Genomic DNA, 14,917 nt, shown 5'->3' with positions numbered 1-14,917 from the left:
CCCCATCTCCGTCTGGAGCGAAATCCATGAGCAGCATTGAAGAACGCGTCAAGAAGATCGTTGTCGAACAACTTGGCGTCAAAGAAGAAGAAGTCACCACCAGCGCATCGTTCGTGGACGATCTGGGCGCCGACTCCCTGGACACCGTCGAGCTGGTCATGGCGCTGGAAGAAGAGTTCGAGTGCGAAATTCCGGACGAAGAGGCCGAGAAGATCACCTCCGTCCAGCAGGCCATCGACTACGTCAAGGCCCACGTCAAGGCCTGACCGGCCTGATGGAAGCAAGTCACCCCGGGGCCGCGCTTGCGGCCCCGTGCGCATCTGGCGCGTGGCGCCGGGTTTCCAGTCAATTCAATGCCGGCCTCGCCCGGCCAGCAGGATCGCGGAGTAGAACGTTATGAGCCGACGTCGCGTCGTCATTACCGGCATGGGCATGGTCTCGCCGCTGGGCAATGACCTGGCCAGCAGTTGGGATGGCATCAAGAACGGCCGTTCGGGCATCGGCCCGCTGACCTCGTTCGATGCCTCCACTTTCGCCACCCGCATCTGCGGCGAAGTGCGTGAGCTGGACATCACCCGGTTCATCAGCCCCAAGGAGGCCAGGAAGATGGATGCGTTCATCCATTACGGCATGGCCGCCTCGCTGATGGCGCTGGAGGACTCGGGGCTGGAGGTGACCGAGGCCAACGCCGAGCGCATCGGGGCGATGATCGGCTCGGGTATCGGCGGCATCCTGGGCATCGAACAGCAGACCGAGAAATACCTGGAGGGCGGCGCACGCAAGGTGTCGCCGTTCTACATCCCCAGCACCATCATCAACATGCTGCCGGGCCACCTGAGCATCATGAAGGGCCTGAAAGGGCCCGGCTTTTCGGCGGTGTCGGCGTGCGCCTCGGCCAACCATTCGATCGGCATGGCGATGCGCACCATCCAGTACGGCGATGCCGAGGTGATGGTCGCCGGTGGTGCCGAACGCGGCTCCTCGCCGACCTCGATGGCCGGCTTCTGTTCGATGAAGGCCATGTCCACCCGCAACGACGATCCGACCCGGGCCTCGCGCCCGTGGGACGCCGAGCGCGATGGCTTCGTCATGGGCGACGGCGCCGGCATCCTGGTGATCGAGGAATACGAGCACGCCAAGGCCCGCGGCGCGCGCATCTACTGCGAGCTGGCCGGTTTCGGCGCCAGCCAGGACGCCTGGCACATGACCGCGCCCAGCGAGAACGGCGAAGGCCCGGCGCGCTGCATGACCATGGCCATGAAGGACGCCGGCGTCAGTGCCGAGCAGGTCGAATACCTCAACGCACATGGCACTTCCACGCCACTGGGCGATCTGGCCGAAACCCTGGCGATGAAGCGCGCCCTGGGCGAGCACGCCTACAAGGTCATGGTCAGCTCGACCAAGTCGATGACCGGCCACCTGCTGGGCGCCGCCGGCGGCGTGGAAGCGATCTTCACCGTGATGGCGCTGCAGGAGAACGTGATCCCGCCGACCATCAACCTGGACAACCCGGGCGAAGGCTGCGACCTGGACTACGTGCCCAACGTGGCGCGCGAGAAGAAGATCGATGTGGCCATGTCCAACGGCTTTGGCTTCGGCGGCACCAACGGCACCCTGGTGTTCAAGCGCCTCTGATCCACGCCTTTACCCATCGGCAACACCTCCATCGGGAGCGGCGCAAACCGCTCCCGATGTGCGTTTGAGAACGACCACCATGCTCCTGACCCGCCCGCTGCCCGATCACTTCGACCTGCTGTTGCTGCAGCGGGTGGCGCCGTCGCGCTATCCGCTGCTGATGGAGTCGGTGGCCTCGGGCACCGCGCATGGGCGCTGGGACCTGCTGCTGATGGGCAACGGCCAGGGCCTGTGCCTGGACCGGCAGGGCGTGACCCGCACGCTGCAGGGCCAGGTGCTGGAAGGCGCGTTCCTGGAGTTGCTCGATGCGCAGTGGCGGCCGCTGCGTGCGCTGCGCGAACAATCGCGCTGGCCGTTCCACGGTGGCTGGGCGCTGATGCTGGGCTATGAGCTGGCCGGCCAGGTCGAGCCGGTACTGCAGCTCCCGCAGGACGCCGATGGCATGCCCATCGCGCTGGCCCTGCGCTGCCCGGCGGCGGCGCTGCGCGACCGCGCAACCGGCCAATGCATCGCGATCGCCGAGCCCGGGCATGCAGGTCTGCTGGAGGTGATCGCAGGCGATGTCCAGGCCGGCGCCGCACTGGCCGCGCCGGTGTGGTCGGCGCCGTCGGCGCTGGCCGAGGATGATCCGCAGGCCTTCCTCGATGGCGTCGACCGCATCCTCGCGTACCTGGCCGCTGGCGATGTCTTCCAGGTGAACCTCTCGCGCGGCTGGCGTGCGCGCTTCGATGCGCCGCTGGATCCGGCCGCGCTGTATGCACGATTGCGCCACTGCAATCCGGCACCGTTTGCCGGGTTGTTCCGGCACCAGGGCGTGGCGGTGGTCAGTGCCTCGCCCGAGCGGCTGGTGTCGGTGCGCGACGGGATCGCCCAGACGCGCCCGATCGCCGGAACGCGTGCGCGTTTGGAAGGCGACGACGATACCGCGCGGATTCGCGAGCTGGTCGGCCATCCCAAAGAGCGCGCCGAACACGTGATGCTGATCGACCTGGAGCGCAACGACCTGGGCCGGGTGTGCACGCCCGGCAGCGTCGAGGTTGACGAGCTGATGACGGTGGAAAGCTACGCCCACGTGCACCACATCGTCAGCAACGTACGCGGCCAGCTGCGCGCCGAGGTCACCCCTGGGCAGGTGATCGCCGCGACCTTCCCCGGCGGCACCATCACCGGCTGCCCGAAGGTGCGCTGCATGCAGATCATCGCCGAGCTGGAACAGGCTCCGCGCGGCGCCTACACCGGCGCGTTCGGCTGGCTGGGCCGCGATGGCGACCTGGACCTGAACATCCTGATCCGCAGCGCGCGGCTGGTGGACGAAGCTGGCGGCAGCACGCTGTGCTTGCGCACCGGGGCCGGGATCGTGATCGATTCACGCCCGGGCGCCGAGCTTGCGGAAACCCGCGCCAAGGCGCGCGGCATGCTGGCCGCGCTCGGCCCGGTGGCTGGCGCCTGAACCGCCTGCGCCGTGGCCGGCTGGTATCCTGCGCGACCGTTCTCACCGCCGATCGATCGCCGTGGCTTCAGGTTGCAGGCGCGCACTGCGCGCCATCGTCCTCGTTGGCGTCCTGCTGGTGCTGGCCGTTGCGGCCGTGGCGCTGTGGGGCTGGCAGCGCTATCAAGGCTTCCAGTCCGCGCCGCTGCCGGGCCTGCACACCGGCCAGGTCGTGCAGGTCAAGCAGGGCGATTCCTTCCGGGCCGTGCTGGCGCGCCTGCGCGCGCAGGGCATCAACGCCGGCACCGATCTGGAATGGCAGCTGCTGGCGCGCCAGCTCGATGCGGCCGGCAAGCTGAAAGTGGGCGAATACGCCCTGGACCCCGGCACCACCCCGCGCACGCTGCTGCAGAACATGCGCGCCGGGCGGATCATCCAGTACCGCTTCACCATCGTCGAAGGCTGGAACTTCCGCCAGCTGCGCGCCGCGCTCGACGCCGCCACCCCGCTGCTGCACCAGACCCGGCAGTTGGACGATGCCGCGCTGATGGCCGCGATCGGCCACGCCGGCCAGCATCCCGAAGGCCGCTTCCTGCCCGAGACCTACCTGTATGTCCGTGGCGACAGCGACCTGGATGTCCTCAAACGGGCGTACGAGGCCATGGCCAGGGCCCTGGCCGCGGCCTGGGCCGAACGCGCCGCCGATTTGCCGCTGACCACGCCCGACCAGGCGCTGATCCTGGCCTCGATCGTGGAAAAGGAAACCGGCATCGCCGAGGAGCGCGCGCAGATCGCCGGGGTGTTCGTCCGCCGCCTGCGGCTGGGCATGAAGCTGCAGACCGATCCGACCGTGATCTACGGCATCGGCAGCGCATACGACGGCAACATCCGCCGCCGCGACCTGGCCACCGACACGCCATACAACACCTACACGCGCAGCGGCCTGACACCCACGCCGATCGCCATGCCCGGTCGCGATGCGCTGCAGGCCGCGCTGCATCCGGCTCCCGGCGATGCGTTGTATTTCGTCGCGCTGGGCGATGGCAGTGGCCGGCACGTGTTCTCGGCCACGCTGGCCCAGCACAACGCCGCCGTGCGCCAGTACCTGGACCGCATGCGCCGGCCGCCGTTGCCGGAGGAACAAGCCGCGCTTGCGCCGGCCGATGCGCAGGCTGGGCCGGCGCCCGATGCCAGGATCGGCCCGCGATGAGTCGGCAACCGGTCGAGCATCCGCGGTTCATCAGCCTGGAAGGCGGCGAGGGCGCGGGCAAGACCAGTGCGCTGGCCGCGATCCGCGACACCCTGCAGGCGGCCGGTCACCAGGTCGTGCTCACCCGCGAGCCGGGCGGCACGCCGCTGGCCGAGCGCATCCGCGCCATCCTGCTCGAGCCGGCCGAGGAAACGCTGGCGCCGGAAGCCGAGCTGCTGCTGATGTTCGCCGCGCGCGCCCAGCACGTGCAGCGGGTGATCGCACCGGCCCTGGCAGGTGGTGCATTCGTGGTCAGCGACCGCTTCACCGATTCCAGCTATGCCTACCAGGTCCACGGCCGTGGCCTGGATCGCAGCCTGGTCGAAGACCTCGAACGCCGGGTGGTGCATGTGGCGCCGGCCATGACCTTGCTGCTGGATCTGGACGTGCGCGAAGGCCGCGCCCGCACCGCTGGCCGCGACCTGTGGCCGGACCGGATCGAGCGCGAGCAGGACGATTTCTTCGAGCGGGTGCGCGAAGGCTACCGTCGCCGCGCGCAGGCCTTTCCGCAGCGTTTCCGGGTGATCGATGCGTCGCAGTCGCCGCAATCGGTGGCCGTGGCGGTCGCCGAAGCGGTGCGCGCCTGGCTGGGGGCGCAGGCATGAGCACGGCTTTGGCGCCCTGGCAGCAGCGCGCCCACGACCAGGCATTGGATGCGCTGCAATCCGGGCGCATGGGCCATGCACTGCTGTTGTGCGGCGCTGCCGGGCTGGGCAAGCGCGCGATCGCCGATCGCCTGGCGCGGCATGTGCTCAGTGGCGGCGCGCCCGACAGCAGCAACCGCGATACCCAGTTGATCGATGCCGGGACGCATCCGGACCTGCAACGGGTGTCGTTCATCCCGACCCGCGACGGCACCAAGCTGCGGTCCGAGATCGTGATCGAGCAGATCCGCGAGCTGTCGCAGAAGCTTTCGCTCACCCCGCAGTACGGGCGCGCCCAGGTGGTCATCATCGATCCGGCCGATGCGGTCAACCGGGCAGCGTGGAACGCACTGCTCAAGACCCTGGAAGAACCCCAGCCCGGCCGCTACCTGTGGCTGCTCAGCGCCGAGCCGGCACGCCTGCCGGCGACCATCCGCAGCCGCTGTCAGAAGCTGGAAATCCGCCTGCCACCGCGCGCCGAGGCGATGGCCTGGCTGCTGGCGCAGGGCTATCCCGAAGGCGCCGCCGCCGAGGCATTGGACGCCGCGCGCGGCCATCCCAATCTGGCCCTGGCGTGGATGGCCGAAGGCGGCATGGCCCTGCGCCGCGAGGTGGCCGGCGACCTGGCCAGGCTCGAACGCGGCCAGCTGGCCGTGGTCGACACCGCCCAGCGCTGGGCCGGCGACGAGCACGCCGCGCTGCGCCTGCGTCATGCCGCCGATCTGGTGCTGGCCCAGGCCGCTGATCCGGCCTTGACCGATCCGGCACGATTGAACAAGCTGGCTGCATGGTTTGACGCGGCCAATCGCACCCGCGACCTGTTGCGCACCACGGTGCGCGCCGACCTGGCGATCGTGGAGCTACTGCTGGCCTGGCGCGATGGTGGGCGCGGGCCGACCGGGGGAGGAAGGGGATGAATGCAACAAAGGGCGGGATCCTGTCGCTGACAGTGAAAGACAAGGCGCAGCTCTACAGCGCCTACATCCCCTTCGTGAAGAACGGCGGCATCTTCGTGCCCACCCCCAGGCGCTACTTCCTGGGCGATGAGGTGTTCGTGCTGGTGACCCTGCCCGAATCCAGCGCGCGCCTGCCCGTTGCCGGCAGGGTGATCTGGGTGACGCCGGTGGGCGCGCAGGGCGCGCGCACGGCTGGCATCGGTGTGCAGTTCACCGAAGGCAGCGAGGGCGACACGGTGCGCAACCGGATCGAAACCCTGCTGGCTGGCACGCTCAACGCGGACAAGCCTACGCACACGATGTAAGCCGCCGCCACGCCTTCCCCCGACAAAAAACGCAGCTCATCCGGGGCCGCGTTTTGCGCGTGTGGTCGCTACAGGCTCTTGAGCAGGTTGCCCAGCAGCAGTACCACCAGCCCGGCGCAGACCAGCCAGAACGCATATGGCACCAGCGCCGGGATGTAGTGCAGCTTGGCTGCCACGCCCAGGCCGCCGAGCAGCAGCGACAGGAAGAACGTGCCGGAAGTCGGCGCAGACAGATGGAACATGCAGGTCGGTTTCGTCTTGGTTCGGAAGCTGCTCATGATGCCCGATCCACCGCGTGGCTTGCTGCCGGCGGGGTCGGATTGGCGTGGCCGAAGATCAGGCGATCGGCTCGCGCAGGACCGGATTGTCCCAGCCCGGGCGTGGCGCGAAACGATCGCCATGCCGTGCCTGCAGCGTGCGCAGGCGCTCGATCAGCGCATCGGCGCCGGTCGCGCGGATGTGCTGGATCGGGCCGCCGCGGAACGGCGCGAAGCCGGTGCCGAAGATCACCCCGGCATCGAGCAGGTCGGCATCGGCAACGACATCGTCGTGCAGGCAGGCCACCGCCTCGTTGAGCAGCGGCAGGATCAGGCGGTCTTCCAGATCGGCCGGCGCCTGGTAGTCCTTGGGCACCTCGGGCTTGACGGCCTTGCCGTTCTCCCACTTGTACAGGCCCTGGCCGTCCTTCCTGCCGCGGCTGTCCGGGGTGACCGCGGCCAGCGCCGCCGGCACCTGCAGGCCCAGGAACGGCGAAAGCTCCTTGCCCACACCAGCGGCCACGTCCAGGCCGACCGTGTCGATCAGTTCGATCGGTCCCATCGGCATGCCGAACTTCACCGCCGCCTTGTCGATCACCGCCCCGGGAATGCCTTCGGCGTAGGCCGTGGCCGCCTCGAGCAGGTACGGAAACAGCACCCGGTTGACCAGGAAGCCCGGCGTGCCGGCCACCGGCACCGGATACTTGTCCAGTGCCTTGCAGAACGCGGCCAGACGCTGGCCCGTTTCAGCCGACATGCCATCGTGGTGGACCACTTCCACCAGCGGCATCATCGCCACCGGATTGAAGTAGTGCAGGCCGCCGAACTGCGCGGGTCGGGCGATGTGGGTGCGCAGCTCCGCCAGCGGGATCGAGGAGGTATTGGTGGTCAGCAGCGCATCCGGCTTGAGCCGTGGCTCGACTGCGGCGTAGAGCTCGCGCTTGGCTTCGGGGTCTTCGATGATCGCCTCGATCAGCAGGTCCGCGCTTTCCACACCGGCGCCGGCCAGGTCCGACTTCAGGCGCGCGGCCACCGCCGGACGCCTGGCCGGGTCCCTGACCTTCTTCTCGAACAGCGCCTGGGCGCGGGTCAGGGCATGGTCGATGTAGCGCTGCTCGCGATCCTGCAGGGTCACCTCGAAGCCCCTGTAGGCCGACCAGGCGGCGATGTCGCCGCCCATCACCCCGGCACCGATCACGTGCACGTGCCTGATCCCCGGCAGCGGCATGCCGCCGCCATCTTTTCCGCCCAGGCCCTTGAGGCGCTCGGTCAGGAAGAAGATCCGGATCAGGTTGCGCGCGGTGGGCGTGGCGGCCAGCTTGACCACTGCGCGACGCTCGGCCTCCAGGCGCGCATTGATGTCCTTGCCGCCAAAGCGCTCCCAGGTGTCGATCAGCGCATACGGCGCCGGATAATGCTCCTTGCGCGCCTTGCGCGCGACCTGCCGGGTCATCTGCGGCGCCAGCAGCTTGCGGGCGGGCAGGGTGTTGGTGAGCCAGCCCATGGCGCGCTGCTTGAACGGGCGCACGGCGCCCTTGAGCGCCAGGGCCGCGGCGCTTTCGATCAGCACGGCCTTGTCCACGACCTTGTCGACCAGGCCCAGCGCGCGCGCAGCGCTGGCCGAGACGGTACGGCCGGTGAGCATCAGGTCCATCGCCGCCGGCGCGCCGATCAGGCGCGGCAGGCGCGCGCTGCCACCCCAGCCGGGGAAGATGCCCAGCTTGGTTTCCGGCAGGCCGATGCGGGTGGAATCGTCGTTGGACGCCAGCCGATAGCGGCAGGCCAGCGACAGCTCGGTGCCGCCGCCCATGCAGAAGCCATGGATCGCCGCGACCGTGGGGCATGGCAGCTCGGCCAGCTTCTGGAAGGTGGCCTGGCCGCGGCGGATCGCATCGTTGACCGTGCCCTTGCGGTCGTACTCCTGGAACTCCTTCAGATCCGCGCCGGCGATGAAGCCGTTGGCCTTGCCCGAGGCGATCACCACCCCCCGGGGCGGGTCGATCGCCAGGCGTTCGACCAGTTCGCCCAGTTCGATCAGCACGTCCTGCGAGAAGCTGTTGACCGAGGCGTGCGCGCGGTCCAGATGCAGCACGACCACACCGTCCGGCCGGGTCTGCGTGCGCCAGTGACTGAATCGGAGCCCATCGAAGCTGGCTGTCATGGAGTGGACCATCCGTTGCAGTATGGGAAGCCCGTTATGATCGGCAGGTTGTTTGGCCTGCGTCAAATCCCCATGTTCCACGGCCAACCGCCGACAAGCAGCCGACGCGCGATGCGCTATTTTCCCGCCACGATCTCCTCGCAGCAGGACCACCATGCCGCCGGTGAACTTTTTCCCACCGTCGCGGTCACAGGATGCGGCTCATGACCGCGCCCACTGGCGTGCGGCCCGGCATGACCGACGCTGATCCACCCGTCGAGCTGGATCTCGAGCTGGTCAAGCGCGTACAGCGCGGGGACAGCGCCGCATTCGACCTGCTGGTGCGCAAGTACCAGCACCGGATCCTGGCGTTGATCGGCCGCTACGTGCACGACTGGAGCGAGTGCCAGGACGTGGCCCAGGACACTTTCATGCGCGCCTATCGTGCGATTGGAAATTTCCGTGGAGACGCGCAGTTTTATACCTGGCTGCACAGGATCGCCGTGAACACCGCCAAGAACCATCTGGTTGCCCACAACCGCCGTCCGCCCACCGACGATGTCGATGCGTCAGACGCAGAACAATACGACTCCGGTGCGCGCCTGCGCGACACCGACACGCCCGAGCGCGAACTCATGCGCCAGCAGCTGGAGCAGGCCGTGATGCGCGCGGTCCAGGCACTGCCAGAGGAACTGCGCGCGGCGATCACCCTGCGCGAGGTCGAGGGCCTGAGCTACGAGGAGATCGCCGCCAGGATGGGCTGCCCGATCGGCACGGTGCGCTCGCGCATCTTCCGTGCCCGAGATGCCATCGACGCCGAACTGCGTCCCTTGCTCGAAACCGACAGCGCCACCCGGGAGCGCGCCCGATGATCGACGACAAGTTCCAGCAGCACTATCGCCAGCAGATGTCCGCATTGATGGATGGCGAACTGGCGCCGGACCAGGCGCGTTTCCTGATGCGGCGCATGGCCGAGGACCGGGCGCTCAACGACACCTGGGAGCGCTGGCAGCTGTGTGGCGATGTGCTGCGTGGCCGCGCCCAGGCGCCGGCGCCGCAGGGCTTTGCCGAACGGGTGTCGGCGGCGATCGCCGTGCAGGCGCTGCAGCCGGCGGCCAACCAGGAATTGCCTCGTCCGGGCAATCGCCTGCTGCGCTGGGGCGGTGGCGCGGTCGCCGCCTCGGTGGCGCTGTTGGCGGTATTCATGGCCGGCCAGCAGAACAGGCCCGCTTCCAGCGCGCCGCGGCCGGCAGCGGTGGCCAGCCGCCCTGCGCCAGCGGCCGCCATGCCGGCCGCGCCGGCACCGGCACCGGCACCGGCCGCACGCAACGACGCCGGCACCGGCGCCGCGTTGGCGGCCTCCGCGGTCGCAGTGGCCAGCCTGCCGCATCGGGCCGATGACAGTCGCCGCGGCAGCGCCACCCGCAACCAGCAGGCCGCGCGCGCCACCGCGGCGATCACCCGGCAGGCCCTGGCCGCGGCCAAGGCGCCGCCGGCCCGCGCGGTGGCGGAAATCCCCGCAGTCAACCAGGACCCGTTCGCCGGTGTCCACCTGGGCCAGGCTGCCGCGCGTCCCTGGCCGCGGACCAGCCTGCCGCAACTGCATGCCGGTGGCGCCTACAGCACCGGCTATGCCGCGAGCGAACAGGCACCGTATTACCCTTTCCAGCCCTTCCAGCCGCGCCTGCCCGAGGCGCCAGCCCGCGCGGCGCCGCCGACCTCTTCACCGCAACCGTGATCCCGCGCGCGGCAGGTGGCCCATGCCGCGCCCCCAGCCGCTCTTCCCTATTCCCGACGCAGAGGCTAGCAGCCGATGAATGCACACGTCCGTCTCGGCCTGATTGGCCTGATCTCCCTGACCATGCCGCTGGCCGCCTGCGCCAAGCAGGACAGCACCAGCGGCAGCGCCGCCGCGATCGCGCCGACCATTGCCCAGAGCAGTGCGCCGCAGATCGTGACTGGCCTGCCGGACTTCACCCGGCTGGTCGAACAGGTCGCCCCGGGCGTGGTCAACATCGACGCCACCATCGGCGGCCCGGACGAGGACAGCGCTGCAGGCGCACAGTTTGATGGCAGCCAGGGCATCGACGAATCGCAGATCCCGGAAATCTTCCGCCAGATCTTCGGCCCCGGCCTGCAGATGCCGGGCATGGACGGTGAGGGCGGCAGGATGCGTCCGCGCGGCAAATCAATGGGCTCGGGTTTCATCATCTCGCCCGACGGCTACATCCTGACCAACAACCACGTGGTCGACGGCTCCAGCACCGTCCAGGTCAAGCTTTCCGACGGCCGTTCGCTCAAGGCCAAGGTGGTCGGTACCGATCAGGGGTATGACGTGGCTTTGCTGAAGATCGACGCCAGGAACCTGCCGTCGCTGCGCATGGGCACGGCCAACAGCCTCAAACCCGGGCAGTGGGTGGTGGCGCTTGGCTCGCCGTTCGGCCTGGACCACTCGGTCACCGCCGGCGTGGTCAGTGCCACCGGCCGCACCCAGGCCGGCATGGGCGGGCCAAACTACGTGCGCTTCATCCAGACCGACGTGGCGATCAATCCCGGCAACTCCGGCGGACCGCTGCTCAATACCTCCGGCGAGGTGGTCGGCATCAATTCGCAGATCTTTTCCCAGTCCGGCGGCTACATGGGCATCAGCTTCGCGATCCCGATCGACCTGGCCATCAGCGCCGCCGACCAGCTGAAGAAAACCGGCAAGGTCAGCCGCGCGATGCTGGGGGTGACCATGAACCCTGAAATCAGCGAGGCGATGGCCAGCAAGCTCGGCCTGCCCGACACCAACGGCGTGCTGGTCACCAGCGTGCAGCCGGGCAGTGGCGCGGACAAGGCCGGGATCAAGCCGATGGACGTGATCACCGAGTTCAATGGCGAGAAGGTCTCCGACTATTCGGACCTGCCTTCGCGCGTGGCGCCGCTGCCGCCGGGCACCAAGGTCAGCCTGACGGTGATCCGCGACGGCAAGCCGCGCAAGGTGGAGGTGACCCTGACTGCGCTCGAGCAGAAGGCCGTGGGAGATGCCGGCGGCCTGCAGGATGAAACCGACAGCGATGGAACCCCGGGCGCCTCGCCGGCGGTCCCCCAGAGGGCGCTGGGCTTCTCGGTCCAGGAGTTACCGGAAAGCCAGCGCCAGCGCCTGGGCCTGCCCGAAGGCGGGGTGGTCATCTCCAGTGTCAGCCGCGCGCTGGCCGCCGAGACCGGACTTGCCCCGGGTCTGGTCGTGCTGCAGGTCAACCGCAGCGAGATCTCCAGCGTGGCCGACTTCAACAAGGCCGTGGCCGGGATCAAGAAGGGCGATGTCCTGATGCTGCTGGTGCAGAGCCCGCGCGGGGTCAGGCAGTTCGTGGCCGTGACCGTCGGCGGCGCGGGCTGAGCAGCGCGCCCGCGCCGGGAACTGTCCCCGGCCGACGCCGGGCCGCCGAATTCCGGCGGTCCGGCAGCAGCCATGCGATAATCGGCGTTTGCCCTACGACGGCCGCGAGCCGCCGCCCCCATGCCGCCTGACTCACCCGCCTCGATGCGGAATATCCGCAATTTCTCGATCATCGCCCATGTCGACCACGGCAAGTCCACCCTGGCCGACCGCATCATCCAGCTGTGCGGTGGTCTGCAGGCGCGTGAGATGGAGGCCCAGGTCCTGGACTCCAATCCGATCGAGCGCGAGCGCGGCATCACCATCAAGGCCCAGTCCGTGTCGCTGCCGTATACGGCCAAGGATGGGCAGACCTACCAGCTGAATTTCATCGATACCCCGGGCCATGTGGACTTCTCCTATGAGGTCAGTCGCTCGCTGGCCGCCTGCGAGGGCGCGCTGCTGGTGGTCGACGCGGCGCAGGGCGTGGAAGCCCAGTCGGTGGCCAACTGCTACACCGCCATCGAGCAGGGCCTGGAAGTGGTGCCGGTGCTCAACAAGATCGACCTGCCGACCGCCGATATCGAAAAGACCAAGGCCGAGATCGAGGCGGTGATCGGCATCGACGCCGAGGACGCGGTGGCGGTCAGCGCCAAGACCGGGCTGAACGTGGACCTGGTGCTGGAGGCGATCGTCAAGCGCATCCCGCCACCGCGGCCGCGCGACACCGACAAGCTGCAGGCGCTGATCATCGACTCCTGGTTCGACAACTACCTGGGCGTGGTCTCGCTGGTGCGGGTGATGCAGGGCGAAATCGGCCCGCGCACCAAGCTGCTGGTGATGTCCACCGGCCGCACCCACGAGGTCGACAAGGTCGGCGTGTTCACGCCCAAGCGCAAGGAGCTGCCCAGGCTCGGCCCTGGCGAAGTGGGCTGGATCACCGCCTCGATCAAGGACGTGCACGGCGCGCCGGTCGGCGACACCCTGACCCTGGCCAGCGATCCGGCGCCCAAGCCGCTGCCGGGCTTCCAGGAAATGCAGCCGCGGGTGTTCGCCGGGCTGTTCCCGACCAACGCCGAGGATTACCCGGCCCTGCGCGAGGCACTGGACAAGCTGCGCCTGAACGATGCGGCGCTGCGCTTCGAGCCGGAAAGCTCCGAGGCGATGGGCTTTGGCTTCCGCTGCGGCTTCCTGGGCATGCTGCACATGGAGATCGTCCAGGAGCGCCTGGAGCGCGAGTACGACCTGGACCTGATCAGCACCGCGCCGACGGTGGTCTACGAGGTCCTCAAGACCGATGGCAGCACCATGGTGCTGGACAATCCGGCCAAGCTGCCGCCGGCCAACCTGATTGCGGAAGTGCGCGAGCCCATCATCCGCGCCAACATCCTCACCCCCGAAGCCTACATCGGTCCGATCATCAAGCTGTGCGAGGAAAAGCGCGGCGTGCAGATCGGCATCCAGTACCTGGCCAGCCAGGTGCAGATCAGCTACGAGCTGCCGATGGCCGAGGTGGTGCTGGATTTCTTCGACAAGCTCAAGTCGGTCTCGCGCGGCTATGCATCGCTGGACTACGCGTTCCTGCGCTTCCAGGCCGGCCCGTTCGTGCGCCTGGACACGCTGATCAACGGCGACAAGGTCGATGCCTTGAGCCTGATCGTGCACCGCAGCCAGGCCGACCGGCGCGGCCGCGAACTGACCGAGAAGATGCGCGAGCTGATCCCGCGGCAGATGTTCGATGTGGCCATCCAGGCCGCCGTCGGCGCGCAGATCATCGCCCGTTCCACGGTCAAGGCGCTGCGCAAGAACGTGCTGGCCAAGTGCTACGGCGGCGACATCAGCCGCAAGAAGAAACTTCTGGAAAAGCAGAAGGAAGGCAAGAAGCGCATGAAGCAGGTCGGCCGCGTGGAGATCCCACAGGAAGCCTTCCTGGCCGTGCTGCAGATGGACAGCAAGTAATTGATGCCTTCTCCGTGGGGAGAAGGTGCCCCCAAGGGCGGATCAGGGTTCGGCCAAGTCCGTGTGCTGCAGGCACCAGGGCTTGGGTCCGATCCTCGCCGCCGACCCCTTTCTCCACTGGGCGCTGCTTCGGGTGCCGGCGGGAGAAGGGCTTTTGAATGGAGTGTCCATGGTCTGGTTCGAAACAATCCTGGTGGTGCTCACCCTGCTGACCGGCGCAGTGTGGCTGGTCGACAAGCTGTTCCTGGCCAGGCGCCGCGCGGCCAGGGCCGGGCTGCTGGAGGAGGAGGAGCCGGTCATCGTCGACTACTCCAAGGCGTTCTTCCCGGTGCTGGCGATCGTGCTGGTCCTGCGCAGCTTCGTGGCCGAGCCGTACAAGATTCCCTCGGCCTCGATGATGCCCAACCTGCTGATCGGCGACTTCATCCTGGTCAACAAGTTCGCCTATGGCCTGCGCCTGCCGATCACCAACACCAAGTTCCTGCCGCTGGGCGAGCCCAGGCGTGGCGATGTGGTGGTGTTCAAGCCGCCGATGGACCCGGAAAACAGCTGGGTCAAGCGCATCGTCGGCCTGCCCGGCGACACCATCGGCTTCACCGGCAACACCTTGTCGGTGAACGGCAAGGCGGTGCGCTACAAGCCGCTGGGCACCTACCAGGGCCGCGGCCTGCCGCCGGGCAGCGATCGGGTCACCCTGCTGCAGGAAGACCTGCCGGGCAAGACCCACACCCTCTACGAAGACCTGGACCGCTACACCGGCGAGGGCACCTGGACGGTGCCTGCCGCCCACTATTTCGTCATGGGCGACAATCGTGATAATAGCGAGGATGGCCGGCTGTGGCCGGACACCCACTTCCTGCCGGAAAGGAACCTCAGGGGAAAGGCGTTCCTGATCTGGCTCAATTGCGAGGGGTGGTTCTGCAAGAACGGGTTCGATCCCTCGCGCATCGGGCGCGTCATCGAGTGATCGGGATGTCTCAAC

General features: G+C 68.3%; 14 protein-coding genes. 12 read left to right on the top strand and 2 right to left on the bottom strand.

All coding sequences use genetic code 11. The features are described from left to right. The first annotated feature begins 26 nt into the window (after positions 1-26). From acpP to DSC_RS10450, 7 genes are all read left to right on the top strand, one after another. Positions 27-266 (top strand): acyl carrier protein, encoded by a 240-nt coding sequence (gene acpP, locus DSC_RS10480; protein WP_014161144.1) that lies wholly within the window; start codon positions 27-29, stop codon positions 264-266. A gap of 130 nt (positions 267-396) precedes the next feature. After that, positions 397-1,635 carry a beta-ketoacyl-ACP synthase II gene (gene fabF, locus DSC_RS10475; RefSeq protein ID WP_014161143.1) on the top strand — a complete coding sequence of 413 codons (1,239 nt, stop codon included), beginning with the start codon at positions 397-399 and terminating at the stop codon, positions 1,633-1,635. A 79-nt stretch (positions 1,636-1,714) separates the two neighbouring features. Beyond that, positions 1,715-3,085, top strand: coding sequence for an aminodeoxychorismate synthase component I (locus DSC_RS10470; protein ID WP_014161142.1), 1,371 nt, complete (start codon positions 1,715-1,717; stop codon positions 3,083-3,085). Between the two features lie 55 nt (positions 3,086-3,140). Beyond that, complete coding sequence (gene mltG, locus DSC_RS10465; protein WP_083833610.1) at positions 3,141-4,274, top strand: endolytic transglycosylase MltG; 1,134 nt, start codon at positions 3,141-3,143, stop codon at positions 4,272-4,274. After that, positions 4,271-4,918 (top strand): dTMP kinase, encoded by a 648-nt coding sequence (tmk, locus tag DSC_RS10460; protein WP_014161140.1) that lies wholly within the window; start codon positions 4,271-4,273, stop codon positions 4,916-4,918. Before mltG ends, tmk begins: the two co-directional genes overlap by 4 nt. Then, complete coding sequence (locus tag DSC_RS10455; RefSeq protein ID WP_043290546.1) at positions 4,915-5,874, top strand: DNA polymerase III subunit delta'; 960 nt, start codon at positions 4,915-4,917, stop codon at positions 5,872-5,874. Before tmk ends, DSC_RS10455 begins: the two co-directional genes overlap by 4 nt. Then, the gene (locus DSC_RS10450; RefSeq protein WP_014161138.1) at positions 5,871-6,218 is read left to right on the top strand and encodes a PilZ domain-containing protein; all 348 of its coding nucleotides are present in this window, start codon (positions 5,871-5,873) and stop codon (positions 6,216-6,218) included. Before DSC_RS10455 ends, DSC_RS10450 begins: the two co-directional genes overlap by 4 nt. Positions 6,219-6,286: 68 nt before the next feature. On the opposite strand, the gene DSC_RS16885 is transcribed toward DSC_RS10450, so the two are convergent. Both DSC_RS16885 and DSC_RS10445 read right to left on the bottom strand, forming a co-directional pair. Continuing rightward, on the bottom strand, positions 6,287-6,460 hold the full coding sequence (locus tag DSC_RS16885; RefSeq protein WP_014161137.1) for a hypothetical protein: 174 nt from the start codon (positions 6,458-6,460) through the stop codon (positions 6,287-6,289). 94 nt (positions 6,461-6,554) lie between these two features. After that, the gene (locus DSC_RS10445) at positions 6,555-8,636 is read right to left on the bottom strand and encodes a 3-hydroxyacyl-CoA dehydrogenase NAD-binding domain-containing protein (RefSeq protein ID WP_014161136.1); all 2,082 of its coding nucleotides are present in this window, start codon (positions 8,634-8,636) and stop codon (positions 6,555-6,557) included. A 233-nt stretch (positions 8,637-8,869) separates the two neighbouring features. Between DSC_RS10445 and rpoE the strand changes: the two genes are divergently transcribed. The 5 genes from rpoE to lepB all read left to right on the top strand — a co-directional run bounded on the left by rpoE (position 8,870) and on the right by lepB (position 14,902). Beyond that, positions 8,870-9,487 (top strand): RNA polymerase sigma factor RpoE, encoded by a 618-nt coding sequence (gene rpoE / locus DSC_RS10440; protein WP_014161135.1) that lies wholly within the window; start codon positions 8,870-8,872, stop codon positions 9,485-9,487. Next, complete coding sequence (locus DSC_RS10435) at positions 9,484-10,353, top strand: sigma-E factor negative regulatory protein (protein WP_014161134.1); 870 nt, start codon at positions 9,484-9,486, stop codon at positions 10,351-10,353. Before rpoE ends, DSC_RS10435 begins: the two co-directional genes overlap by 4 nt. A gap of 75 nt (positions 10,354-10,428) precedes the next feature. Further along, positions 10,429-11,997 (top strand): Do family serine endopeptidase, encoded by a 1,569-nt coding sequence (locus DSC_RS10430; RefSeq protein ID WP_014161133.1) that lies wholly within the window; start codon positions 10,429-10,431, stop codon positions 11,995-11,997. 144 nt (positions 11,998-12,141) lie between these two features. Then, positions 12,142-13,935, top strand: coding sequence for a translation elongation factor 4 (gene lepA / locus DSC_RS10425; protein WP_014161132.1), 1,794 nt, complete (start codon positions 12,142-12,144; stop codon positions 13,933-13,935). A 169-nt stretch (positions 13,936-14,104) separates the two neighbouring features. Further along, positions 14,105-14,902: a signal peptidase I gene (gene lepB / locus DSC_RS10420; RefSeq protein ID WP_014161131.1), complete on the top strand. Its 798-nt coding sequence runs from the start codon at positions 14,105-14,107 to the stop codon at positions 14,900-14,902. Positions 14,903-14,917: the final 15 nt, after the last annotated feature.

Origin of the sequence: Pseudoxanthomonas spadix BD-a59, assembly GCF_000233915.3 — a bacterium.
GTDB classification, from domain to species: Bacteria; Pseudomonadota; Gammaproteobacteria; order Xanthomonadales; family Xanthomonadaceae; genus Pseudoxanthomonas_A; species Pseudoxanthomonas_A spadix.
The sequence above is the reverse complement of the archived record's forward strand: the minus strand, read 5'-3'. Positions and strand labels throughout refer to the sequence as shown.